Below are 23,195 nucleotides of genomic sequence, written 5' to 3' on the forward strand. Positions count from 1 at the left end.
ATAATTGTGGTAATGTAGAGTAAGCACTATACCATAAGAAAGGGATTTGTTTCATGGGAAAGAATAGACTACGCTATATGCTGTTAGGTTTTATTATTGGTGTCGGCCTGTCATTTCTCCCGGACATCAGCACGGGATTAAAATTTGCCTTTCCTTTTTACGGAGCAGGGATCGGACTGTTCATTGATAACTTTTTGGCCAGAAGGCGAAATAAACCGTAGTTGCTAAGGGGTTACATCATGGAAAAACAAAGGGTATCAGAGATCTTGGAGCATTTTCCTGTGGAAGAATTTCAGGAAAAGCTGTTAAAGTGGTTTGAAAGGGACCAAAGGGATTTACCGTGGAGAAAGGATAGGGATCCTTATAAAATTTGGGTTTCGGAAATCATGCTCCAGCAGACAAGGGTGGATACGGTCATTCCTTACTATCTACGTTTCTTAAACCGATTTCCTACCCTAAATGACTTGGCAGAGGCAAGCCAAGACGAAGTCTTGAAGGAATGGGAGGGTTTAGGGTATTACTCCAGGGTTCGCCATCTTCATGAAGCAGTAAAAGAAGTAAAGGAGAGATATGGGGGACAGGTTCCAGACTCAGAAGAAGAGATAAGAAAACTAAAAGGGATAGGCTCCTATACGGCGGGCGCCATCTTAAGCATTGCCTATGGGAAGCCAGTACCGGCGGTAGATGGAAATGTCATGAGAGTGCTGTCCAGGATTTTATATATAAAAGATGATGTTCAAACAATGAAAACAAAGAAATTGTTTGAGGATTTGGCAAGGAAAATCATTTCTCCTTCCAATCCATCCTTTTTTAATCAAGCGATGATGGAACTTGGCGCACTAATTTGTACACCCAAATCGCCGTCCTGTCTATCTTGTCCTGTTGTTTCCCTTTGCAGGGGAAGAGAAAAAGGAGAACATGGAAGGTTGCCAATAAAGGGCAAAAAGAAACCTCCTGTTCCTGTCACCCTCATTTGCGGGGTTATTGTTAAAGGGGAAGAGGTATTGATTGACAAAAGGGAAAATGACGGGCTTTTAAAAGGATTATGGGAATTTCCTCAGATAGAATGCAATGAGCCAGCAAATGAGATTTTTCAATTTACCAAATATATTTGGAAAACCTTTGGCGTAAAGGCCAGACCTGAAAAATACTTGATGACGGTTACTCACACCTTTTCACATGTAAAATGGCATATTGAAGTATACCAATATGTATGTGAAGAACTAGATAAAAGGGAAGGACGGGGCAAATGGGTATCTATTCATCAGCTGAATCAATACCCTTTTTCGGTTTCTCATGGGAAAATTTGCAAAAAATTGCAATAAGCTTGGTTCCGTACAGAAAATAATGATTAGAACAAAAACAAAACAGCGGCAAATATGATCGCCGCTGTTTTGCTGTGTTTGGGTGAAATAATACCTTCTTTATTCATTATGCTATAGACCCTATTTAAAATCAATATTAATTACAACAAATTTTAATTATGTGGGATTGATTCATCTTATAAACATCAATAGATGTTTATCCCGTTACTGAAAAAAGAAAAGACCGCAGGATCAGTTTCTACGGTCAATGTATAACGAGAACAGGACAAACAAAGGAAACGAACCTGCTAACTATTTTGTATAATCTATTACATGGTTTATTATAGCAATGGAGGAAAAAAAGTAAAGGATTTTTTTGGTGCGATGATATTTGTGTGTGAACAATCCTTTTGAAAGGAGAAGAAAGATGGATATTGCTGAACTGAATAAACGAATGAAATCTCCCTTTTGGGAGTTGTTGAATCTTCAAATAATTGAAACAAATGATGAACGGGTTGTTTTGAAACTGCCTGTCCATCAGGGGTTAACCCAACCCTATGGCTTTGTCCATGGGGGAGCCATTGCCACACTCATTGATTCCGCGATTGCTAGCTTAATGACCTGTACATTAAAGCAACATGAAGAGACAGTGACCATCGAAATGAAGGTGAACTATTTATCTTCCACAAGGGATAAAGACCTTTTTGCCGAAGCCAGCTTGGTAAAAAGGGGAAAAACTATATCTGTCGCAATGGCCATTGTGAGGGATGTTGATGGGAAGGATATTGCGATAGGAACAGCTACTTTTTTCGTTAGAAAGAAGACTTAGTTTATATGGAGCATTCACTTTAGTTCAATAGATTAGTATGTTATATTAGGACCAGGTATTAATTTCTATAAGGAGTGATTTTTGATGTCTTTTCAAGGAAAGGTAGCGGTCATTACTGGAGGAACTCGGGGAATCGGCCGTTCCATTGCCGAAAAATTAGCAGATCAAGGGTGTCATTTAGTATTAAACTATTTTAGAAATCGTTCGAAAGCCGAAGAAACGAAGGAACAGCTCGAAAAAAAGGGAGTTCAGGTCCATTTGGTAAAAGCAAACATTGGAGAAAGGGATAAAATTACTGATCTATTTGAGGAAGTGGATAAAGTATTTGGCCGTTTGGACTTTTTTATTAATAATGCTGCCTCTGGGGTGATTAAACCGTTAATGGAACTGAAAGATAACCATTGGGACTGGACGATGGATATCAATAGCAAAGCTTTGCTTTTTTGTGCCCAGGAAGGGGCCAAGTTAATGGAAAGAAACGGTGGAGGGAAGATTGTAAGCATTAGCAGTTTGGGATCAATCCGGGTTATTGAAAATTATACTTTAGTAGGGGTTTCAAAGGCAGCCCTTGAAGCCTTAACCCGGTACCTGGCTGTAGAGTTGGCTCCTAAAGGGATTATTTGTAATGCGGTTTCCGGCGGTGTGGTAGATACCGAAGCCCTTCAGCATTTCTCCAATCGAGAGGAGTTGTTAAAAGAAGCCTCGGAAAAGACTCCGGCAGGTCGGATGGTTCAACCGGAAGATATTGCTCAAGCCGTGTTATTCCTGCTTTCTGATCAGGCAAATATGATCAGAGGTCAAACCATCGTGGTGGACGGAGGAATTTCATTATTGGCTTAATTGGTTTGAGCATTTTTTATAACATCTGTTGAAGTCCCATCACACCTAAAATAGAGCCTAGGACAACGAGAATAATATTTTTTTGGATGTAAGCCAACAGGAATGAAAGGGCGCCGCCTAATAGTCCGATCCAAGGTTTATCTGGATTTACGGTTAGGATTCCCGGGAAAATCAGAGCACCCAGAGCAGCGTAGGGCACATATTGAAGCCATTGATTTAGCCAATGGGGAAAATGAATCCCTGATCCGATGACCATTGGCAGCATTCTCGGTATATAGGTAACGGCAAACATACCAAAAATCAGAAACAGTATCTCCATTAATCAGACCCCTCACTTTTTTTTCTGTGTCTCAGGTATTAACGTTCCCAGCAACGCACCCAACATCGTTGCAGCAACAATGGCCCAACCGCTGGACCAATTTAAGACATATACTGCAATGGTTGCCGTGATGGCACTGAAAGAAGAAATTAAAACAATTTTTTTCGATTTCTTTAATGATGGAGTAAGAAGAGCGATAAACATAGAATACAAACCGATTCCCATGCTGTTGGCAATGGCAGGCGGAATCAATTCGGCAAATAATGCACCGATGAATGTTCCCGAGACCCATCCGAGATAGGAGATAAGAGCGATTCCGATAAAATAAGAGGTTGGAACTATTCCGTTAAATGATTTCTCCTCTTCAGATCCTACGGTTGCTACGACAAAGGTTTCATCGGTAATTCCAAAAGAACTGAGAGCAGCCATTTTTTTGCTCATCTGGACCCTTTGGGAAAGGGTTGTGCTCATTAATACATGCCTAAGATTAATAATAAACGTGGCAATGATGATTTCCAAAATACCGGTGCCCCCCTGAATGAGCTGTAGAGATATAAACTGGCTGGCGCCGGCAAAAACCCAGATAGACATTCCCGTTGCTTCCAAAAGATTAAGACCGGTTTGAGAAGCAAGAACGCCAAAGGTTACGGCAATAGGGAAATACCCAATACAGATAGGAAATCCTGCCTTTAATCCTTTTTTAAACAACGCAGACATCCTTCGTTCTCCCCAATCCCCGACATTTTCTTCGGTGAGTCTTCTTTATTTCTATAGAAGTGAACTTAAGATTCACACGTCCGCTAGTCGAGTTCGTCGAAGAAGTATTCAAGTCCGCTTCAAGACTAAAGAACAGTGCTTTCAAAAACATCTGGTCATTTCAAAGATGGAGTCAGTTTGAGGGCAAATTTCTGTTCTTTAGTCTCTACGCTGAGTACGAACTCGAAGGCTGTCCTTAGTGAATTCTTTGATATGAAAATACCTTTTCATATCAATTTGTGACCCGTAGGGTCATGGATGTTTAGTTCCGCCTATATACCAAAATGTTTGACCTGACTATTATAACACAGTTTGTATCGGAATAGATTTCCTGATTCATTGTAAATAGGTTTAAAAAAGGATAAAATGTAGGTTAGATAGAGAGATTACCCACATGGAAAGATGTGGGCTTTTTTCATAGAGAATAAAGAAAGATGAGAGATAGGGGGGTTTTTGGGATGAATATCCGTTCCTTTCGTTTGGGGGATTACGCTGAGATTACATCCATTTGGAAAGAAACCGGATTGGAACAAACTGAAACCGAGTCCTTGGATGCATTGGCAAAACAATTGGCCTGGGATAGTGAATTGGTTTTAATAGCTGAGGATCATGATAGGGTGGTTGGAGTCATTGTTGGAACGATTGATGGTACCAGGGCTTATTTTTATCGGTTAGCCGTAGACCCGGAGTATCAAAAAAAGGGAATTGGAACTCAATTGGTCAAGGCCTTGGAAAAGAGGTTTGAGGAAAAAGGAGCTAGCAGGGTTTTTATCATGGTAAACCAAGATAATGAAAAGGTCATTCCATTTTATCAGGAGTTAGGATACGAAATTGAACATTACATTACCCTGTCTAAGAAATTGTAATGGGGTGAAAAAGGTGTTTAAAAGAAAAAATAAAAAAAGAATGAAGGCTGAAAAAAAGCATTGGCCGGAAATAGAGGTAACGGCTCTCGAGATAAAAAAAGCCATTCATGAATATTATAAATCTCTGCCTAAAGGGGTTTCTCTTACGGTTTTAATTATGGAAGACAATAAGATAGATATGAATTTGCTGGCCCCTTTTTTAAATGGGATACCCAAGAAAACCTTTTATATGTCAAGGGCAACCTATGAGATTTTTGAAGAACCAGAAATTCCTGCAAATCTCGATCTAGTTCAGCAGGCAGTAGATGAATATATGAAGGAGCATTCTGATCTTCCTATTATTGATGGAGATCCTAATAAACAAGTGAGCTATTCCAAACTATCCCCCTATCTTCATGGTAAAACACCCAATATTCCAATATTTATCACTGATATAGAGAATATGGTAACCCACCAAAAACCAAAGGGGGGTTCATTTGATGACCCTTCCTAAAGTAGGGCAATCTTTTCGTATAGAAAGTTATAAACATTCGGGTCAGTTCCATCGATCATGGAATGAAACCATTCTTCTTCAAAGGGGAAGGAGTCATTTGTGTGGAGGGAATGATCAGGTTATCGTCACAGAATCGGATGGAAGAGAATGGGTAACCCGTGAACCGGCCATATGTACCTTTAGTTACGAGAATTGGTTTAATACCATTGCTATGATCCGGAATGACGGAGTTTATTATTATTGCAATATTGGATCGCCTGCTAAATGGAAAAACGGGGTGTTATTCTATATTGATTACGATTTGGATATAAAAGTATATCCCGATGGCTCCATCCAGCTTTTGGATGAGGATGAATTTGAAAGACATCGAGCAGAGATGAATTATCCCGATGACATTGTGAAAAAAGTATTACATGCTGTAGACCAACTGATGATGCTGATTCAACAAAGAAAGGGACCGTTTGCTTCTGGTTTTGTTGATGAATGGTATGAACGGTACATACAATATGCGATACATAATCAAAGAGAGTAAGCTCCTTATCGATTTCGTAAGGAGTTTTCTTACCGCCCATCCATCAGATTATGCTGAGCCTGAGCAAATTCTTTAGTCTTGAAGAGGACTTTAATAACATCTAAGTTCGAACTTGACTAGCGGACGTGTGAATCTTAAGTTCCACACATTATAGAAGTTAGGCAGGGGTTGTTACAGCAAGGGGGAGGAAAACATGGAGGTTATCTATCGGTATTTACGCTTTGTCAAACCGTACTGGAAGATGGTAGTGGGTACAATTATTATTGGGATTATCAAATTTGGGATCCCGCTCACTCTTCCCTTACTGATCAAGTTTATCGTGGATGACTTGATCATGGCCGACATCCCTGCGGAAGAAAAATATAGGCAATTATTGTGGATCATGGCTGCAATGTTTTTTTTATTCACGATTATTAGAGGGCCAGTTGAGTATTATAGGCAATATTTTGCCCAATGGACAGCCAATAAAATTTTGTTTGACATCAGGAATTTGATGTTTTCACATATCCAAAAGCTTTCCCTCCGCTATTATAATAATCACAAAGTAGGGGAAATCATTTCCAGAGTGATTAACGATGTGGAACAGACGAAGAACTTTGTGATCACAGGTTTAATGAATATTTGGTTGGATATGATTACTCTGTTCATGGCTATTGGAATTATGTTGTTCATGGACTTTAAGCTGACATTGGTGGCTGTTTCTGTTTTTCCTTTTTATGGAGCAGCCGTTAAATATTTTTATAAAAAACTAAGGTCGTTAACCAGGGCACGATCCCAGGCATTGGCCGAAATGCAGGGACATCTTCATGAGCGTGTTCAGGGAATGTCAGTCATTCGCAGCTTTGGCATCGAAGAACATGAACAGAAGCTTTTTGATAAGAAAAACCGTCATTTTCTTCAGAAAGCCATTGATCATACCGATTGGAATGCCAAAACCTTTGCGGTGGTGAATACCGTCACGGATATTGCACCCCTTGCTGTTATAGGATATGCAGCATATCAAGTCATAGGCGGAAATTTGACAGTAGGAGAAATGATAGCCTTCTATGCTTACATGGAGAGAATATATAATCCCTTAAGGAGATTAGTTAACTCATCAACAACCTTAACCCAATCTATTGCTTCCATGGACAGGGTTTTTGAATTCATTGACGAATCTTATGACATTGTAGATAACCCCAAGGCAAGGGAATTAACTACGAGTAAAGGGGAAGTGGTTTTCCAAAATGTGAATTTTCGGTATAGGGATACGGGAGAGCTAGTCCTAAAAAATATTAATCTCCATGTTTATCCTGGAAAAAAGGTAGCCTTGGTAGGAATGAGCGGTGGTGGAAAATCTTCCATTATCAGCTTGATTCCACGTTTCTACGATGTGACATCTGGGCAAGTATTCATTGACGGGATAGACATTCGGGATGTTCGGTTGAAGGATTTGCGAAAGCAGATCGGAATGGTTTTACAGGATAATATTTTATTTAGTGGTTCGGTAAAGGAAAATATTTTGATGGGAAAGCCGGAAGCTTCGATGGATGAAGTGATTGCCGCAGCAAAAGCAGCCAATGCCGATGTTTTTATTCGGGAACTGCCCCAAGGATATGATACTGAAATCGGGGAACGTGGTGTAAAATTGTCAGGCGGGCAAAAACAGCGATTGGCCATTGCCCGGGTTTTTTTGAAAAATCCGCCTATTCTTATCTTGGACGAAGCAACTTCTGCCCTTGATTTGGAATCTGAGCAATTAATCCAGCAATCCTTGGAAACATTGGCAAAGGATCGAACGGCCATTATTGTTGCCCATCGTTTATCTACTATCACCCATGCCGATTTAATCGTTGTGGTTGAGGATGGGGAGATCAAGGAACAGGGAACCCATGAAGAATTGATGATAAAGGAAGGTATCTATTCCCGACTGTACCGGGTTCAACATTTGGAGGGACGAAGTCATGAAAAAAATATTGATCATTGATCCGGATGAGAGCCATCGAAACTCATTAATTGCCTATTTGGAGAAGGAAGGTTATGAAACAAAGGGAATATCCAACGGTGCCAAGGGGTTGGAAACTTTTATAAATGAAAATTGGGATTTGGTGATTCTTGAGATTGATATCCCAGGTCTGGATGGATGGTATTTATGTGAAGAAATCAGAAATATTTCTTCGGTACCCATTATCATAATTACCGAGAGGGGTTCATCTTCGGACCGAATTTTGGGATTAGAACTAGGGGCAGATGATTATTTGGTAAAACCCGTATCCCCAAGGGAAGTGATTTTAAGAATTCGGTCCATCCGGCGCAGGTTAGAAGGAAGTTTTAAACAGATTCCCCTTGGGGGAATGGAGAGAGTGGGAGATATTCAATTGTGTCCCAATCAGCATAAAGTTTGGGTACGGGGAAGGGAAGTAAAGGTTACCAATAAAGAGTTTGATATTTTATCCTATTTTATGAAAAACTGCGGACGTGTGGTAACAAGAGAACAGTTAATTGAAGAAGTATGGGGAATTGATTTTGATGGAAATCCCCGAAGCATTGACAGCTATATTCACACTTTAAGGGAAAAATTATCGGAAAATACCGGGCAGCAAGTGATAAAAACCGTATGGGGTATCGGGTATATTTTAGAAAAGTGTCAGTGAATGAATTTGACACAAAGTTGTCACGGGTATTCTAAAAAAATTCTATATTTACCCTAAATCTTTTCAACAAATGTTTGGTAGCCTGAATAATGAGAATCATTATCGATTTCTGTCATATGCAGGAATTTATTTTTTGCTCAGTAATGATAATCATTATCAATTATACAAGGGGAGGGAGATTTTTGTTGAAAAGGTTGGCATTCACGATTGTTCTACTTACTGTATTTATCATCCCTAGCCAGGCCTTTGCAGCAGCTTCTTGGAATCAAGTGGTGGATGAAATTAGCGGGATTCTGGATGAGGCCTTGATCTTCTATGAGCAGGGGAATGTGACTGAAGGGAAAAACAAGGTAAATGACGCTTATTTCGGTCCCTTTGAGGGAGATGAGATGGAAAAGGCCGTTCGGATAAACATATCTGCGAAAAGGGCCTTTGAACTAGAGGATCGTTTTAGTGAAATTAAGAAGCTCATGGATAAAGGGGCACCTTCATCTGAGATTGTGGCGGTAATGAATGAGTTAAACGAGATGTTACGTCAGGATGCAGCCGTTTTAACTCGAAGTGAAGGTGGGTTATTGGGAGTTTTTCTCTATTCTTTATCGATTATTCTAAGGGAAGGTTTTGAAGCGATTCTCTTAATTGGAGCGTTGATCGGATACCTGCTAAAATCTGGCAATGAAGATAAGGTGAAAGTCATTTATTCCAGTGCGATCACTGCCATCATTGCCAGCTTGGCAACCGCCTTATCTATTAAATATTTCTTTGAAATAAGCGGTCAGAGCCAAGAGGCTTTGGAAGGGATTACGATGCTTGTTGCCGTTGTGGTTCTTTTTTGGGTGAGCTATTGGCTGGTAAGCAAAGTTCAAGGGGATCGATGGCAGCGTTATATTCAAAAAAAGGTACATGATTCTTTAAGCAGGGGAAGCACGATTGCTCTTTGGGCAGCGGCTTTTCTGGCTGTCTACCGGGAAGGAGCTGAAACGGTACTGTTCTACTCAGCTCTGATGGCAGGAGCCGAACCTGGTGAATATGGGATGATTGGGTTTGGGATCTTAATCGGCGCAATTCTCCTCTTTGGACTCTTTTACGCAGTGAGGTACACCAGCATCCATTTGCCGATTAAACCCTTGTTTTTAGGGACAGGTGCCCTGATGTATCTTTTAGCCTTTATTTTTGCAGGGGGAGGAATTGTTGAGCTTCAAGCCGCAGGATGGATTTCGGAAACATCGCTCAATGGTTTTCCCATCATTGGTTGGTTGGGAATTTATCCTACTTGGGAGAGCTTATCGCTACAAGCGATTCTCTTGTTGGCCGCCATCATTCCATTACTGTGGATGATGGTTCGTAAAAAGGTGAATAGGGGATATCAGTCGTAGAAGAAGGAGTTAAGAAGCGCATCGTAGTTTAAAGAAGGAGGAAGGATGTAGATGTTTAGAAAAGCTACTACTTTATTTGTATTAATGATGATGGTACTAATTCCGGTGGTTCCGGTGATTTTTGCCTTTGAGGAAGTCCCGATCGGAGAAGAACAGGAAGTTGAATATATGAAAATCGCGGCTGTTTATTTTCAGCCTGTAGAAATGGAGCCGAAGGATAATGCTGGTCTTTCCCCGGAGGAAGCGGATATTCATCTGGAAGCAGATATCCATGCGCTAAAGGGAAATCCAACAGGCTTTGGATTTGGGGAATGGATTCCTTATTTGTCAGTACAATATCGTCTGGAAAATATGGATAACGGAGAAAAGATAGAAGGAACCTTGATGCCGATGATCGCCAGTGATGGTCCCCATTATGGCAGCAATATCAAGATGGCTGGGGCAGGCAATTACAAATTAACCTTTATGATTTATTCACCGGAAAAGCAGGGGTATTTGCTTCATACCGATCCTGAAACAGGTGTAGAGGGACGTTTTTGGCAGGAACCCATTGAAGTGGAGTGGGAATTTCCTTACCTGCCGCGTCAATGGTAGATAGGCCGTAAAGGAAACTGACTAAAATGAAGAATTCACATTGGAGGGGATTTTACATATGAAAAAACCATTATTCTTCATCCTGGCGATCATTGTTCTTTTGGCCGGATGTTCTTTATCATCAGATCAATCCACTTCTACGGAACAATCCGATGGCCAAACGAATCAAAAGGGACGTAGCGGATTTCGAGAATTTCCGATTGGGGATGAGATAGAAAAGCAAGGAATGAAGATTTCGGCTGTTTATTTCCAGCCGGTGGTCATGGAGCCGAAGGATAATGCCGGGTTAGGGCCTGACACAGCAGATGTTCATTTGGAAGCAGACATTCATGCGTTAAAGGATAATCCCAATGGATTCGGCTTTGGAGAATGGGTCCCTTATCTTACCATTGATTATCGTTTGGAAAATGTAGATACAAAAGAGGTGACCGAAGGAAGCTTTATGCCGATGAATGCAGCCGATGGCCCTCACTATGGCGCCAATGTGAAAATGTCAGGTACCGGAGAATATAAACTTACCTTTACCATCTCCCGTCCCCAGGAACAGGGCCTAGTGCTCCATGTGGATAAAGAAACTGGGGTGGAGGGCCGGTTCTGGGATGAACCGATTACAGTGGAATGGACTTTTCCTTATTTAGGAAGACAGTGGTAATGAAAGGGAGTCATTCATATGCTTGAAGTCTTTGTGCATATCGTAGAAGATTTGTTTTTTCCGACAGTCGCATTAGGGATCTTATTTTTCTGGTTTAAACGTCTGAAAGGTGAGATCAGTACCTATGCAGTCGTTGGAATAACAACTATTGGCTCCTTCCTGGCCTTTTTATTGTTCTTCTTCGTTACCAAAGGCAATAGAGAGTGGATGGAAGCCGGGTTCACCCTAGCTACCATTCCTTTTGCCGGGTTTTTCATCATTTTACTGTGGATGAAGCCGGAAAAATCAAGACGATATGGGAAAATCATCGTTATATCCCTCTTGTTTATCCTGATTGTTCGATATGGGGATACTCTTTGGCTTGGGCCCTATAAATCGTACAGAATCGAGGGCTTCTGGAGTACCGAAACAGCATTGGAAGTGATGATCGGTTATATTGCCATTTTCTTGCTTGGATTTGTCCTTTTGGCCATCCAAAGAAGCTTGCACGTGATGTCCAATTCCTGGTTTCAATGGTGGTCATCCATTATTCTTGGACTTTTTCTGGTTAAAGAAATCATGACTCTGGTGCAGTTGGTTTTTCTTCTCGGATTTTTACCCATCACCAAACAAGCAGTAAGGATTTTAGCCCCATGGATTAATCAGGTCAGTCCAAATTATTTTTATGTGTACCTCATATTGGTGATTTTTCAGCTTGCTGGGTCCTGGTATGTAAAGCATCCGCTAAGAAGAGTATCTTTTGAGGGAAAAAATCCAGCAGAAAAAAGAAAGGTGAGGGCGATTCTCATAAGACACAGGAGATGGATGTGGAGCTATAGTTTGATTCTGATTCTTGTTGGTTCTGTATTTTTTGGCCACCAGATGATTTCGGCGAAGAAGCCGGATGTCTCCGATGCGAAAGAGGTAATTCCTGCTGCTGACGGCTATGTCTATCTCAATATGGAAGAGATAGGGGATGGAAAGCTGCATCGCTACCGTTATACCAATCAGGATGGGAAATATGTTCGATTTCTTGTCATTCGAAAGGGAGAGCAAAATGTTTATGGGGTAGGATTTGATTATTGTCAAATCTGCGGTCAAACTGGATACTACCAGGATGGTGACAATGTGATCTGTATCAAGTGCAATTCGATTATTAACATCAGAACCATCGGGTTCAACGGAGGATGTAATCCCCTGCCTCTGCCCAGCCAATTAAAGGATGGGAATTTGATTATTGCGGCAGCAGACCTTGAAGAAAAAATGGGATTTTTTAAATAAGGAGGCAGTAGAAAGATGTTTTTTCGAATGATGAAACAGCTATATTCCCAAGGGATAAAGGAGAAAATGCTGATTTTTGCCACCATTCTTTTTGCTGCTGCCTTGATTACCGCTATATTAACGGTCTCCTTTGATATAGGCGACAAAATGAATCGGGAATTAAAAAGCTATGGAGCCAATATTCGGGTGGTTCCTGCTGTTCAGGCTGGAATCAGCGAGGATCAACGATCAGCGAAATTAGGGAGATATATCGAAGAACAATACATAGGGAACATTAAAACGATTTTTTGGACCAATAATATTTTGGGATTTTCTCCTTATCTGTCAGGTGAATTAACGGAAGTGGGAACGGGTAGAAAAATCAAGGCTGTGGGAACCTGGTTTCAAAAGGAATTATCTCTTCCCACCGGAGAAATCATGGTCACGGGAATAAAGGATTTAAAAAAGTGGTGGGAAATTGATGGGAGATGGCCCAGTGAGCAAACCAACCCTAATGGAATCTTGGTTGGGAAGAGGTTGGCCAAAGAAATGAATTTAAAAACGGGAGACTCCTTAATATTAACCCTTTCAGCGGAGTCCTCTGAGAAATCTCTTGAAAAATCTTTCATGATTGATGGAATTATCTCAGGGGGAGGAGAAGAAGAAGAGCAAGTATTTATTTCATTGGAGCAAATGCAGGATTTTCTAAAGCTACCTGGAAAGGTGGAAGAGTTGGAAGTAAGTGCCCTGACTGTACCGGATACGGAGCTGGCAGAAAGGGCAGAGAAGAACCCAGCCCTTCTAAGTGAAGCGGATTATGAAACATGGTATTGTACGGCATTTGTAGGTGCCATTGCTTATCAGATTGAGGAAGTGATTCCGGGTACGGATGCCAAAGCCATCAGGCAAATTTCTGACTCGGAAGGGAATATTATGAAAAAAGTAGAGAAGCTAATGTTTGCATTTTCCTTGGCAGCTTTGGCCAGTGCAGCATTGGGAATATCCAATTTGATGATGACTAAGGTGTTGGAAAGACAGCGTGAAATCGGCTTAATGAAGGCATTAGGTGCTAGTAACGGAAATATTGTGGCTTTGTTCCTTGTTGAAGCGGGACTATTGGCATTGATTGCAGGCATGGTAGGTTTTTCATTGGGGTTAGGCCTTGCGCAATGGCTGGGACAGGTGGTTTTTCAATCCTTTATTACTATTAAATGGTTGGTTTTGCCCATTACCCTCGTGATTTCAGTCTTCGTGGTCGTTATTGGAAGTTTGTCCGCCCTTCGTTTCATTTCCCGGTTAAAGCCAGCCGATGTTCTTCATATCGGGTAGGGGGGAAGTATCTTGAAAAAAAGAAAAATGTTCTTCAAATTGATTCTTCGTTCCCTTAACGGAAGAAAGAGCCGGGTATTAATCGCACTATTGGCAATCACGATCGGCAATTTGGTGGTCGCCGGCCTGATCAGTGTCTACTCGGGATTGGATGAAAATATGAGCAGGGAAATGAGAGGTTATGGTGCAAATGTCATTCTAACCCCATCCGTTGAGACCGATTCTTTTATAACAAGGGAGCAAATGGAACAGGCCAATCAGTATATTCCTTCACAACAGTTGATAGGATATTCTCCTATTCTTTATGGAAAGGGAGAAATCAATGGCAAAGAGACAGATGTCGTTGGGATTAATCTGAGGCAGATGCTTTCAGTTGCTCCATATTGGAGGGTAGATGGAGAAGAAAATAGTTTATCTCCCCGGCAGGTGATGGTTGGTGTTTCTTTAGCCGAAACGGAAAGAATTCGCATAGGTGACTCGATAAAAATAAAAATAAACGGGAATTACGAGGCTGATTCTTATCAAGTGGTTGGAGTGATTTCAACGGGCGGTACGGAAGATGAACAAATGTTTATCAATCTTTCAGAACTTCAAAAGCAAATGAACCTGTCCAACAAATATCACTATATCTTATACAGTATTGTGGCAGATGAAAATGTGCTGGATCAGGTTGTAAAGGAAATCGAAGGGAAAATCAAGGGGATAAATGTAACCCCTGTTAAACAAATTGTCCAGTCAGAGGGAAAGGTTTTGGCTAAAATGATTTCCTTGGTAACCTTTATTGTTGTTCTGATCCTGGGTTCAACCTTCCTATGTGTGCTTTCTACGTTAATTGCCATGGTAACTGAAAGGAAAAAAGAGATTGGACTGAAAAAGGCATTGGGGGCATCGGAAAAGGCCATTGCCAGGGAGTTTTTAAGTGAAAGCATATTGATAGCATGTATGGGAAGTTTGTTGGGATGGGGATTGGGATGGTTTTTCGCCCAATGGGTTGCCAACACCGTATTTCAGACAGAAGTGACTTATCAGCTATATTCGTTACCGATTGTTCTATTGTTGTCATTTATTATCGTTTTGGGAGCGGCATGGATCCCTTTAAAACGTTTGTCTCAGGTTAACCCTGCAGTTGTGTTAAAGGGTGAGTAGAAGGAGGGATGGTATAGTGAGCATCGTACAAATGAAAGAGGTTTGCAAACATTATGGAAATGTAAAGGCTTTGGATCAAATCAGTTTGGATATTAAAAAGGGGGAATGGGTTTCGGTAATGGGACCTTCAGGTTCCGGGAAAAGCACCTTCCTTAACATGGTTGGGTGTATGGATCAGCCTACATCCGGTTCCATATGGATTGACGGAACAGAGATCTCTCGCTTAACCGCCAGGGAACTGACGGAGGTGCGGCGGGACAAAATTGGCCTGGTATTTCAACAGTTTCACTTGATTCCTTACTTGACAGCCGTTGAGAATGTCATGCTTGCCCAATACTATCACAGTATACCCGATGAAAAGGAAGCCCTTGAATCATTGGAAAGGGTAGGCCTAAAGGAAAGAGCCTATCATCTTCCTTCTCAATTATCCGGCGGAGAGCAGCAAAGGGTTTGTATTGCTAGAGCGTTAATTAATTATCCGGCGATTATCCTTGCCGATGAACCAACAGGAAATTTGGATGGAACAAATGAAAAAATTGTGATTGAGTTATTCAAAGAACTCCATAAGCAGGGACACACCATCATTATGGTGACCCATTCCCCTGCGGTGGGGAAACTGGCTCAAAGACAATTGCAGCTTGTTCACGGAAAATTAAGCCAATTAACTTTACAAGCTGTGTGAAAAGGCTACTGGATAAGTGAAAGTTCTATTATGAATGAAAGAAGAAGGGAATGTGTAGATGATCACATTCCCTTTTTATTCCAACTATCTGACATGGTTTATTTATTTCCGATGGATATTATTCGGTTGAGATGGACGGATCGGCTTGTTCTTTTGTAGGTATGATTTCAAGGAAATGCTTTTCAGGTTCATCGAGTAATTGTTGAATTCTATCAGCAGTTTCATACTGGTGAGTTTCTTTTAATTCCTCGATGTAAGCAGTGAGTAACTCTTGTATGTCCGCCACACCTTTTTCACTGAGAGGACGGACGGCCACCTTTGCCCCCTTGGCAATTCTCCTTTTTATGGCAGCTTCGTCTAAACCTAGTTTCGGTTGATAACGGAGATAAACAACACCACCAGTCATCCCTGCACAAATCCATGGGCCTGGATCCCCAAGAACGACAGCACGGCCATTGGTCATATATTCAAAGGCAAAGCCCTTAATATTTGCCCTCGCTCCAATGCCTCCCAGGGAATCATTAATGGGGGAAGTAATTTCTCCTCCAATCACAACGCTGGCGCCTGATAAACGAATTCCAGCCCTGGCATCCGCATTTCCTTGAACGATATATAATCCCTTTTGGGCGCCGTAGCAGAAGCCTTTGCCCACGGAACCATCAATAAATTGCTGATTCTTATTGATGGCTTTCATGACACTAACCCGACCGCCAAATCCTGTCTTACCTACACCGTCTTGAGCTCCGCCAGTTACTCTGACATGAATGCCATCTGCGTGGTAGGCGGCTAATCCATTTCCGGGTACAGACCCGTTTTCAAAATGGAGGTGGACAGAAGGAAGCTGCCTATAACTGCCATCCAGTCTGGGCTTTACCCGTGCTCCAGAATAATCGCTAGCCAGAACCCTCTGATCTCCAAGGACATTTGAAAACGTGTGGGTAATGGGTCTTTCAGTGGAATAATAAACAGGTCCGCTCTGGTTCGATTGCTCTGCTCCTGCGGCCACCAAAACCGCTGAGCTTGCTGTATCCTTTTTATCAGCCCATACCAAATTGACAGGCTCATAGGGTTTTGCTTCAAGCAAGGCAGACAGGTCCAATTGGTCCAATCCTCGAACTTGATGTAGCAAATCTGATCTTCCCACAAGATCTTGGGTATTCTCAAATCCCAAGTTAGCTGTGATTTGGCGCAGCTCTTCTCCAAATGCAGTGAAGAGGGTCTTTAAATTTTCAACAGCCTGTTCAAATTGTCTCGGAACGAATCGGCGAAGTCCTTTTTCTTTGGCTTCTTCAATGGAATCAATTTGTGTTGCAATACCTACGTGGCAGGTATCCAGATGACACCCTCTGCAAGTCGTACAACCTACGGCAATCATGGATAAAGTACCGAATCCGACACGATTAGCTCCAAGCAGAATTAATTTCATGACATCTAAACTGCTTTTTACGCCTCCATCAGCCCAGATTTCCACCTTGTCACGCAACCCGGCTTCAATGAGAGCGTTATGGGCTGCTTTCACACCAATTTCAACGGGTAGTCCTACATGCTGAATCGCATGAGTTCTGGCAGCACCCGTTCCGCCGTCAAATCCGCTCAAATTGATAAAGTCTGCACCAGCTTTGGCAATTCCTACGGATATCGTTCCAATATTAGGAACAATGGGTACCTTCACGGCTACTTTAGCTTCCCGATTTGCGGTTTTCATCTCATATATGATTTGGGCCAAATCCTCAATGGAGTAAATATCATGGTTGTTAGAAGGAGAGATCAGATCCGAACCGGGAACAGCATTTCGTGCTGCAGCGATTTTTTCCGTTACTTTTGATCCGGGAAGATGTCCTCCTTCACCCGGTTTTGCCCCCTGACCAATTTTAATTTCTAAAAGATTGGTGGAGTTGCATAATTCAATATTTACGCCAAATCTGCCGGAGGCAATTTGTTGACCCCTTGTTTTGGGGTATTTGCCAAGCATATCTTTAATTTCTCCGCCCTCACCGTTTAAGCTGATCATGTTAAGCTGGTCTGCCGCTTCTGCGTATGCACGGAAAGCAATTTCATTTTGGGACCCAAAAGACATGGAACTAATGATAAACGGCAAAGAATGATGACCTACGCCAATATTTACCTTGGACAGGTCAAGGGGCGCTGTTTCCTTCTGACGCTTCTCATAGTTAATATCAGCCAAATGACGGATAGAAATCGGATTGTTGATCTCCTGTTCATCCAATTTTTCCTTATATTCGTGATATGAAATCATCCCCTGAGCTAATTGACCAATTGATTTCCAAATACGGGGGAACAAATGGAATGTTTTTGCCGGCTTCGAGTCTTCATCCTGATAATCCTTATGGCGCAAGCGGCTGTCCTCTTCAAGCTTCTTCCAATCCCTGCTCAATTGATCCGACCCGCAGAAGTTTACAATGTCCAGAACTTCAGCAATTTCCTGATGAAGGCCAATGGCAGAAAATAAACGGCTGTATCCCCTTAATTCATGGATACCGATGGTTGAAATCACTTTTTCCATTCCTTTTTTCAGGGCAGAAAACAGGTTTTTCACCGATCTTAGCCCATCTTTTCCCTCCACGGTGGCAAAAAGGAGATAGGGTGATACAATATCTGCACCCAAACCAAGGATGATCACAATGTCATGCAGATTGCGGATTGCTCCCGAACGGATAAGAATACTGGTTTGACGTCTCAGATTGCCATTTCCTTTTCCCTTTGCCTTCAATGCTTTATCCACTTTGGATACAGCAAGATGGGGGTCAATCCAGTACTTTCCGTTCCTGTGAACTCCCGTATCCTCTAAAATGAGGAGGGTTGCTCCGTTTTCTACGGCGTCGATGGCATCCTGGGCCATTTTTTCCAAGGATTCTTTCATTGGCAACTCATCTGTAAAATGAGTGGATAAAGTGGCAATTTGATTTCCGTTTTGTTGGAAGAAATGGAGGACCTGTTCATAGCTTAAGGTATTTAATTCCTTGGAAGCCTGTTGTCCGGTTGTACCTTCAAGCAGAATAGGAGACAACAGTTCCAATCTACGAGCAGAACCTGATATTTCTTCCATCAAAGGAGGCCTGTTTCCAAGAACGGCTCTGGTGGAGAAGTGTTCCATTTCCCTGTCACGGTCAATGGCAGGGTTGGTTACGACGGCTACACTTTCCTTTATAAAATCAGCAATATTTTGTCTTTCGTTAGAAAGGGCTGCCAGGGGTCCGTCATAGCCTAAGGAGTGAATGGGTTCTGCACCGTTGGAAGCCATTTGTTCAGCCAATTGAATATGCTCCCTGTCCCATCCGAATGCACTGTACATTTGGTTTGAGACATCAATTTTATCATGTTGGACATCCACCTCCACTTCTACTGGAGGTTGTATATGGTATCCCAGCCCCGAAAAATCCACCTTTTCTTTTACTCTTTGAAGAACAAGATTCTGCAGATCGGAATGGTGGATGACTTGTACTTCGTTTTCTTTCAAAATAATTCCTACTTTTTCGCCAGGAGCCAGTGGCTTAGGTTCACTCACCATATCATAGACGGATATAATTCCTTGTTCTGAAGAAAAATAATAGGAATCATCGCATTCCAGCATCCAAAGAGGGCGCAAACCAAGGGCATCCACACTAAATACGCATTCGTTGGAATAGCGGGATACAATTCCTGCAGGACCCTGTGAAAAATGTCCCCAGGTTTGTCTTAAGTACACATATAAATCCTGCAATTCAGGACGTAAATTTTTCATTTCATTTATAATTGGAGGGAATGCCATTTCCATAGCTTCAAATAGAGTCATTCCATATCGGTGAATGAAGGTTTCAATGGTTCTATTTAAATTTTGAGAATCGCTTCCACCTTCAACTAAGGGCACGTTTAACATCGCTGCTTCATCCTGAAGTTTGCTGATTGTATTAATTTCCCCGTTGTGTCCCAATAAAGAGAAAGGTTGGACCCTGAAGAAATTAGACAAAGTGTTGGTGGAATAACGGTTGTGCCCAATAGTAACCGCCGATTGAAATTCAGGACGCTTTACATCATTGAAGTATTGGGGAAGGATATTGGCTGCCCCCATCACTTTATATATGACAGAATGATTGCTAAAGGATGCCACATGAACATTAAACTTTTCTTCGATGGCAACATGAAGTTCAAAGATGTGACTTTCTGTTGACTTTCCGTTGGTATTATCACATTTTGCTGCAATCTGCCAAAAACTTGGTTCATCAGATGAACCATTTTTCCCTAAAACAGAGGAATTAACTTCATCGGTTCTTTCCAAAAGAATAGAAAAATTGGCATCAGCGAACATATTTTTGATTTGTTCTTTTACCCGAGGGATATCTTCTGAACGGGGAATAAAAATGTGAGCAACTGAAAAACCCTTCTCATATGCAAGCTCTGCAGGGATGTTGTTTTGAGCTAAATATTGAGCCCACAGAGAACGGGGGATATCGGTTAAAATTCCGCATCCATCTCCTTCTCCATCAATAAACCCAGAACGATGCTCCATTTTTATTAATGCATCAATGGTTTTAAGAACGTTTTTATGGGTGGGTTTATTATTTTTTTCAATAATAGCGACAATCCCACAGCTATCATGTTCTTCAGACAGCAGATTTTTAAATCGGCTAATGTTTCCTTTTTTCATGCAATTCGGTCAGTTGTAAAGCTGACCTCTCACCTCCTATATAAAGTATTCAATATGAGCAATAGACGAAAATAAACGGTAAAAGGTTGGAAAAGAAATAATGCAACAATATTGTATATTTATGCAAAATAAATGAAACAAACAGCAAAAAACAATAAAAATAACAAATGGATACGATAGGCCTTTAACGTGCAAAAAAGTAAATTAATTATAGAATAACACGAATTTTCACCCACCACAATATCCATTTGTGTTATTATTCAAATGAAAGCGTTTTTATACTGATTTCTAATGATTAATAATTTTTGACAAAAAAATGAGACTGCAAAAAAACCGAACAATATTGGTGCATAATACCAGTTTAATTCGTGAAATAACTTTTGGACGATATGAATGGAACTAAGATTTGCAGGTCTGCAGGTTGAGCTCGTTTTCCTTTAAGTTAAATGTTGGAATGCATGTTGAACCGCTTCAATGGTATGTTCGATATCTTGTGGTGTATGGGCTATGGTGATAAACCAAGCTTCATATTTGGATGGAGCAAGACAAACCCCTTGGTTTAACATCAGGTGAAAAAATTGTGCAAATTTTTTTCCATCGGATGCTTTGGCATCATCATAATTTTTGACCGGACGGTCAGAAAAATATAGGGAAAGTGCTCCCTTCAAGCGATTGACCTGAATGGTTTGATTACATTTATTCGCCGCATCCCAAATTCCTTCTTCTAAGCGTTTTCCAAGGGAATCGAGATACTCATAGGTTCCCGGTTGTGACAGGACTTCAAGACAGGCAATACCGGCTGAAATGGAAGCCGGATTTCCAGCCATCGTACCAGCCTGATAGGCAGGGCCAAGGGGAGCAACTTTTTCCATAATGTCTTTTCTTCCGCCATATGCCCCGATGGGAAGGCCTCCTCCTATAATTTTTCCAAGGGCAGTTAAATCCGGTTCAACCCCGAGTAAATTCTGAGCACCTCCATAGGTAAATCGAAATGCGGTAATCACTTCATCATAGATGACCAATGCTCCGTATTGGTGGGCCAAACGATTGATTTCAGACAGAAAATGATCTTCCGGCATGACAATCCCGAAGTTTCCTACAATAGGTTCCACCAGAATACAGGCGACCTCATTTCCCCATTTATCAAGAGCTTGAGAAAGAGGCTCTAATTGATTAAAGGGGACGGTAATCACTTCATTGGCAATACTCTGGGGAATCCCGGCACTATCCGGAATGCCAATGGTGGATGGTCCTGAACCGGCGGCCACAAGGACCAGATCAGAATGGCCGTGGTAGCATCCTGAAAATTTAATCACTTTATCTCTTCCTGTATAGGCCCTAGCCACCCGAATGGTGGTCATGACGGCCTCTGTTCCAGAATTGACAAAACGAATTTTTTCCATTGAAGGGATTGCCTCTCTAAGAAGACGGGCCATTTTGATTTCCAAAGGTGTGGGAGTGCCATAAAGAGTACCATTTTCCGCTGCTTTACAAATGGCTTCCGTAATATGCGGATGGGCATGTCCGGTAATAATAGGGCCATAAGCTGCTAAATAATCAATATACTGGTTTCCGTCTACATCCCAAAAATAAGCTCCCTTCGCTTTTTTCATAAAAACAGGGGCCCCACCGCCAACTGCCTTAAATGAGCGAGAGGGGCTGTTTACTCCTCCTACGATGCATTCTAAAGCTTCCTGATACAATTCTTCCGACCGATTTCTGTTCATTTATATCCCTCCATCTTGAGTATATGGACGGAATTAAAGATTCCCACGTCCGCTAGTCGAGTTCGTCAGGAAGTGATCCATGTCCGCTTCAAGTCTAAAGAACGGAGCCCTCAAAAACATCTTGGTATTTCCAAAGGCGGAGTCAGTTTGAGGGCTAATTCCCGTTCTTTAGACTTTCCGCTTAGTACGAACTCGAAGGCAGTCCTTAGTGAATTCTTTAATTCCGTATCTATAGTTCCCGATTTTGTCCATATATTGTAACAAAAGAAGGGGTTGTCATCCAATATGAAATAAGTATAGAATGGTACGATGATTGGAGATAAATAGGGTTAATATGGATTGCTAGGTTTTAAATTGAATTGTTAGAGGTAAAGTTAAGGAGGATAAAAACTGTATGGGTTTGGAAAATAAAGTGGCAATTGTTACTGGAGCGTCCAAAGGGATTGGAAAGGCGATAGCCGAAGCTCTAGCAAAAAGGGCGGTTGATGTGGTTTTAGTTGCCAGGAATGGTGAAGAGTTGAAGAGGGTTGCCGCTGACATTGAGTCCCTTGGTAGAGAAGCTGTTCCTGTGGTAGCGGATGTTACTGTTGAAGAAGATGTCCATCGTGTGGTGGAGAATACATTAACTCATTTTGGGAAGATTGATATTCTTGTTAATAATGCTGGAATTGGCTTCTTCAAATCAGTGAAGGAAACCTCTTTAGAAGAGTGGAAAAGGCTGATTGATACTAATCTCACTGGTACTTTTTTATTTTCCAAGGCAGTGATTGGCCCGATGGCTGAAAGGGGACAAGGCTATATTGTAAACATTTCCTCGGACATTGGAAAGTGGACTATCCCCAATGCAGCTGCCTATTGTGCCAGCAAATATGGAATTCAAGGATTCTCCGGAGCCCTAGCCAAGGAAGTGAGAAAATTAGGGATAAGGGTGGGCGTCATTAATCCGGGAGCAACAGATACGTACTTTAATCATTCAAAACCTGGGGTTCCTGAGAAGGAGAATTGGTTGAAACCGGAAGATGTGGCAGATGCCGTGGTTTATATGGTAAGTGCACCAAGACATGCGGTGGTTGATGAAATCATGATTCACCCAATTGTGCAGCAATATTAAGACGCATTAGCGTCTTTTTTTCTGACGCGCGCCTAGCCAAGCTAGGTATAACTAGCCGGTGCGAGTCCGGTCGAGGTAAGAGCCAAGTCGCCTCGTAGCTGACAGGCAACTGGTGGGGAAAT

21 protein-coding genes are annotated in these 23,195 nt (G+C 41.7%); 17 read left to right on the top strand and 4 right to left on the bottom strand.

Features of this window, described 5'->3' with window-relative positions; translation table 11 throughout:
• Window positions 1-77 precede the first annotated feature (77 nt).
• From L1765_RS10500 to fabL, 4 genes are all read left to right on the top strand, one after another.
• On the top strand, window positions 78-221 hold the full coding sequence (locus L1765_RS10500) for a hypothetical protein (RefSeq protein WP_236407096.1): 144 nt from the start codon (window positions 78-80) through the stop codon (window positions 219-221).
• An 18-nt stretch (window positions 222-239) separates the two neighbouring features.
• Complete coding sequence (gene mutY / locus L1765_RS10505; RefSeq protein WP_236407044.1) at window positions 240-1,325, top strand: A/G-specific adenine glycosylase; 1,086 nt, start codon at window positions 240-242, stop codon at window positions 1,323-1,325.
• Window positions 1,326-1,701: 376 nt separating this feature from the next.
• Entirely contained in the window at window positions 1,702-2,133 is a 432-nt protein-coding gene (locus L1765_RS10510; RefSeq protein WP_236407046.1) for a PaaI family thioesterase, read from the top strand.
• Between the two features lie 84 nt (window positions 2,134-2,217).
• Window positions 2,218-2,973, top strand: a complete 756-nt coding sequence (fabL, locus tag L1765_RS10515; protein WP_236407048.1) for an enoyl-[acyl-carrier-protein] reductase FabL — start codon at window positions 2,218-2,220, stop codon at window positions 2,971-2,973.
• Window positions 2,974-2,989: 16 nt separating this feature from the next.
• Here the strand turns inward: fabL and L1765_RS10520 are convergent, their stop codons facing one another.
• Together L1765_RS10520 and L1765_RS10525 are read right to left on the bottom strand one after the other, a co-directional pair.
• Window positions 2,990-3,292 (bottom strand): AzlD domain-containing protein, encoded by a 303-nt coding sequence (locus L1765_RS10520; protein WP_236407050.1) that lies wholly within the window; start codon window positions 3,290-3,292, stop codon window positions 2,990-2,992.
• Window positions 3,293-3,304: 12 nt separating this feature from the next.
• Window positions 3,305-4,009, bottom strand: a complete 705-nt coding sequence (locus tag L1765_RS10525; RefSeq protein ID WP_236407055.1) for an AzlC family ABC transporter permease — start codon at window positions 4,007-4,009, stop codon at window positions 3,305-3,307.
• Between the two features lie 497 nt (window positions 4,010-4,506).
• On the opposite strand from L1765_RS10525, the gene L1765_RS10530 reads away from it, so the two are divergent.
• The 12 genes from L1765_RS10530 (at window position 4,507) to L1765_RS10585 (ending at window position 15,590) form a co-directional block, all read left to right on the top strand.
• On the top strand, window positions 4,507-4,914 hold the full coding sequence (locus L1765_RS10530; protein WP_236407056.1) for a GNAT family N-acetyltransferase: 408 nt from the start codon (window positions 4,507-4,509) through the stop codon (window positions 4,912-4,914).
• Window positions 4,915-4,954: 40 nt separating this feature from the next.
• A complete protein-coding gene (locus L1765_RS10535; RefSeq protein WP_236407060.1) occupies window positions 4,955-5,407 on the top strand; it encodes a DUF3939 domain-containing protein in 453 nt (150 codons plus the stop codon).
• Window positions 5,394-5,939: a DUF402 domain-containing protein gene (locus L1765_RS10540; RefSeq protein ID WP_236407063.1), complete on the top strand. Its 546-nt coding sequence runs from the start codon at window positions 5,394-5,396 to the stop codon at window positions 5,937-5,939. Before L1765_RS10535 ends, L1765_RS10540 begins: the two co-directional genes overlap by 14 nt.
• 193 nt (window positions 5,940-6,132) lie before the next feature.
• A complete protein-coding gene (locus tag L1765_RS10545) occupies window positions 6,133-7,905 on the top strand; it encodes an ABC transporter ATP-binding protein (protein WP_236407068.1) in 1,773 nt (590 codons plus the stop codon).
• Entirely contained in the window at window positions 7,883-8,572 is a 690-nt protein-coding gene (locus L1765_RS10550; RefSeq protein ID WP_236407071.1) for a response regulator transcription factor, read from the top strand. Before L1765_RS10545 ends, L1765_RS10550 begins: the two co-directional genes overlap by 23 nt.
• Window positions 8,573-8,754: 182 nt before the next feature.
• Window positions 8,755-9,948 (top strand): FTR1 family iron permease, encoded by a 1,194-nt coding sequence (locus tag L1765_RS10555; RefSeq protein WP_236407074.1) that lies wholly within the window; start codon window positions 8,755-8,757, stop codon window positions 9,946-9,948.
• Between the two features lie 51 nt (window positions 9,949-9,999).
• Entirely contained in the window at window positions 10,000-10,542 is a 543-nt protein-coding gene (locus L1765_RS10560) for an iron transporter (RefSeq protein WP_236407077.1), read from the top strand.
• A 58-nt stretch (window positions 10,543-10,600) separates the two neighbouring features.
• On the top strand, window positions 10,601-11,194 hold the full coding sequence (locus L1765_RS10565; protein ID WP_236407079.1) for an iron transporter: 594 nt from the start codon (window positions 10,601-10,603) through the stop codon (window positions 11,192-11,194).
• Between the two features lie 18 nt (window positions 11,195-11,212).
• Window positions 11,213-12,454, top strand: coding sequence for a Fe-S-containing protein (locus L1765_RS10570; RefSeq protein ID WP_236407081.1), 1,242 nt, complete (start codon window positions 11,213-11,215; stop codon window positions 12,452-12,454).
• A gap of 15 nt (window positions 12,455-12,469) precedes the next feature.
• Window positions 12,470-13,762 carry an ABC transporter permease gene (locus L1765_RS10575; protein WP_236407083.1) on the top strand — a complete coding sequence of 431 codons (1,293 nt, stop codon included), beginning with the start codon at window positions 12,470-12,472 and terminating at the stop codon, window positions 13,760-13,762.
• Window positions 13,763-13,774: 12 nt separating this feature from the next.
• Window positions 13,775-14,908, top strand: coding sequence for an ABC transporter permease (locus L1765_RS10580; protein WP_236407085.1), 1,134 nt, complete (start codon window positions 13,775-13,777; stop codon window positions 14,906-14,908).
• Between the two features lie 16 nt (window positions 14,909-14,924).
• Window positions 14,925-15,590 (top strand): ABC transporter ATP-binding protein, encoded by a 666-nt coding sequence (locus L1765_RS10585; RefSeq protein ID WP_236407088.1) that lies wholly within the window; start codon window positions 14,925-14,927, stop codon window positions 15,588-15,590.
• Between the two features lie 118 nt (window positions 15,591-15,708).
• Here L1765_RS10585 and L1765_RS10590 read toward each other — a convergent pair whose 3' ends face one another.
• Both L1765_RS10590 and L1765_RS10595 read right to left on the bottom strand, forming a co-directional pair.
• Entirely contained in the window at window positions 15,709-20,235 is a 4,527-nt protein-coding gene (locus L1765_RS10590) for a glutamate synthase-related protein (protein WP_236407089.1), read from the bottom strand.
• A 437-nt stretch (window positions 20,236-20,672) separates the two neighbouring features.
• On the bottom strand, window positions 20,673-21,962 hold the full coding sequence (locus L1765_RS10595) for a glutamate-1-semialdehyde 2,1-aminomutase (protein WP_236407091.1): 1,290 nt from the start codon (window positions 21,960-21,962) through the stop codon (window positions 20,673-20,675).
• A 394-nt stretch (window positions 21,963-22,356) separates the two neighbouring features.
• Here L1765_RS10595 and L1765_RS10600 point away from each other — a divergent pair, with 394 nt between their 5' ends.
• Window positions 22,357-23,073 carry an SDR family oxidoreductase gene (locus L1765_RS10600; RefSeq protein WP_236407094.1) on the top strand — a complete coding sequence of 239 codons (717 nt, stop codon included), beginning with the start codon at window positions 22,357-22,359 and terminating at the stop codon, window positions 23,071-23,073.
• The last annotated feature ends 122 nt before the right edge of the window (window positions 23,074-23,195 follow it).

It is taken from the genome of Microaerobacter geothermalis, from assembly GCF_021608135.1.
Classification (GTDB): domain Bacteria; phylum Bacillota; class Bacilli; order DSM-22679; family DSM-22679; genus Microaerobacter; species Microaerobacter geothermalis.